At 65.5% G+C, this 2,787-nt stretch carries 1 protein-coding gene; it reads left to right on the top strand.

Annotated elements, in window-relative coordinates; all coding sequences use genetic code 11:
* The coding region (gene rpoC, locus JNJ68_RS07035) for a DNA-directed RNA polymerase subunit beta' (RefSeq protein WP_294980681.1) at positions 1 to 2,787 on the top strand (2,787 nt) is incomplete at both ends.

Raw genomic sequence — 2,787 nt, 5'->3', positions numbered from 1 at the left:
CGTCCGGAATGGATGATCCTGACCGTCCTCCCGGTGATCCCGCCGGAACTGCGCCCGCTGGTCCCCCTGGACGGCGGCCGCTTCGCCACCTCCGACCTCAACGACCTCTACCGTCGCGTCATCAACCGCAACAACCGCCTGAAGCGCCTGATCGAGCTTCGCGCGCCGGACATCATTGTCCGCAACGAAAAGCGGATGCTGCAGGAAGCGGTCGATGCCCTCTTCGATAACGGCCGCCGCGGCCGGGTGATCACGGGCACCAACAAGCGCCCGCTGAAATCGCTCAGCGACATGCTGAAGGGCAAGCAGGGCCGGTTCCGGCAGAACCTGCTCGGCAAGCGGGTGGACTTCTCGGGCCGTTCGGTCATCGTGACCGGGCCGGAACTGAAGCTGCACCAGTGCGGGTTGCCGAAGAAGATGGCGCTCGAGCTTTTCAAGCCGTTCATCTACTCGCGGCTTGAAGCCAAGGGCCTGTCCAGCACCGTGAAGCAGGCCAAGAAGCTGGTTGAGAAAGAGCGCCCCGAGGTCTGGGACATCCTGGACGAGGTGATCCGCGAACACCCGGTTCTCCTCAACCGCGCCCCGACGCTGCACCGCCTGGGCATCCAGGCCTTCGAGCCGATCCTGATCGAAGGCAAGGCGATCCAGCTGCACCCGCTGGTCTGCTCGGCCTTCAACGCCGACTTCGACGGCGACCAGATGGCCGTCCACGTCCCGCTGAGCCTTGAAGCCCAGCTGGAAGCGCGCGTGCTGATGATGTCGACCAACAACGTCCTCTCGCCCGCCAACGGCGCGCCGATCATCGTGCCGTCACAGGACATGGTCCTCGGCCTCTACTACGTCACGATGGAGCGCAAGGGGATGCAGGGCGAAGGCATGGCCTTCTCCGACATCGAGGAAGTGGAGCACGCGCTCGCCGCGGGCGCCGTCCACCTGCACGCCAGGATCAAGGCCCGCCTGCGCCAGGTCGACGAGACCGGCAACGTGGTCTGGAAACGGTATGAGACCACCCCCGGCCGCCTGCGGCTGGGCAATCTCCTGCCCCTGAACGCGAAAGCCCCGTTCGAACTGGTCAACCGCCTTCTGCGCAAGAAGGACGTGCAGACCGTCATCGACACCGTCTACCGCTACTGCGGCCAGAAGGAATCGGTGATTTTCTGCGACCAGATCATGTCCTTGGGCTTCCGCGAAGCCTTCCGCGCCGGCATCTCCTTCGGCAAGGACGACATGGTGATCCCGGATACCAAGTGGACGATCGTCAACGAGGTCAAGGAGCAGGTCGCCGGCTTCGAACAGCAGTACCTCGACGGCCTGATCACCCAGGGCGAGAAGTACAACAAGGTCGTCGACGCCTGGACCAAGTGCAACGACAAGGTGACCGAGGCGATGATGGCCACGATCTCCGCCTCGCGCACCGACGAGAACGGCGCCGAGAAGGAGCCGAACTCGGTCTACATGATGGCCCACTCCGGCGCCCGGGGCTCGGTCATCCAGATGAAGCAGTTGGGCGGGATGCGTGGACTGATGGCCAAGCCCTCGGGCGAGATCATCGAGACGCCGATCATCTCGAACTTCAAGGAAGGCCTGACCGTTCTTGAATACTTCAACTCGACCCACGGCGCCCGGAAGGGTCTGTCCGATACCGCGCTGAAGACGGCGAACTCGGGCTACCTGACCCGCCGTCTGGTCGATGTCGCGCAGGACTGCATCATCCGCGTCCACGATTGCGGCACCGAACAGGCGATCACGGCCTCGGCCGCGGTCAACGACGGTGAGGTGATCGTGCCGATGGGCGAACGGGTCCTCGGCCGTGTCGCGGCCGATGACGTGGTTGTCCCCGGCACCGGCGAGGTGCTGGTGGCCAAGGGAGAGCTGATCGACGAACGTCGCGCCGACCTGATCAACGGCGCGGGGCTTGCCTCGATCCGCATCCGCAGCCCGCTCACCTGCGAGGCCGAAGAGGGCGTCTGCGCGCTCTGCTACGGCCGCGACCTGGCGCGCGGCACGCTCGTCAACATCGGCGAGGCGGTCGGCATCATCGCCGCCCAGTCGATCGGCGAACCCGGTACGCAGCTGACCATGCGCACCTTCCACATCGGCGGCGTGGCCCAGGGCGGCCAGCAGTCGTTCCTGGAAGCGTCGCAGGAAGGCAAGATCGAGTTCCGCAACGCCAACCTCCTGAAGAACGCCGCGGGCGAGCAGATCGTCGTCGGCCGGAACATGAGCGTGGCGATCATCGACGAGGCCGGGCAGGAACGCGCCGCGCACAAGCTGACTTACGGCGCGAAACTCCACGTCAAGGAAGGCGAAGCGGTCAAGCGCGGCACCAAGCTCTTCGAATGGGACCCCTTCACCCTGCCGATCATCGCCGAAAAGGCGGGGGTCGCCCGGTTCAAGGATCTCGTCGCGGGGATCTCGGTCCGCGAGGAAACCGACGATGCCACCGGCATGACCCAGAAGATCGTCTCCGACTGGCGTTCGGTGCCGAAGGGCGGCGACCTCAAGCCCGAGATCATCGTGATGGACCCGGCCTCGGGCGATCCGGTGCGCGGCGACAACGGCAACCCGATCACCTACGCCATGTCGGTGGACGCGATCCTTTCCGTCGAGGACGGGCAGGAGCTGCGGCCCGGCGACGTGGTGGCCCGTATCCCGCGCGAAGGCGCCAAGACCAAGGACATCACCGGGGGTCTGCCCCGCGTGGCGGAACTGTTCGAGGCCCGTCGTCCGAAGGATCACGCGATCATCGCGGAAACCGACGGCTATGTCCGCTTCGGCAAGGACTAC

Origin of the sequence: Tabrizicola sp. (assembly GCF_016793705.1) — a bacterium.
Lineage (GTDB): Bacteria > Pseudomonadota > Alphaproteobacteria > Rhodobacterales > Rhodobacteraceae > Tabrizicola.
The sequence above is the reverse complement of the archived record's forward strand: the minus strand, read 5'-3'. Positions and strand labels throughout refer to the sequence as shown.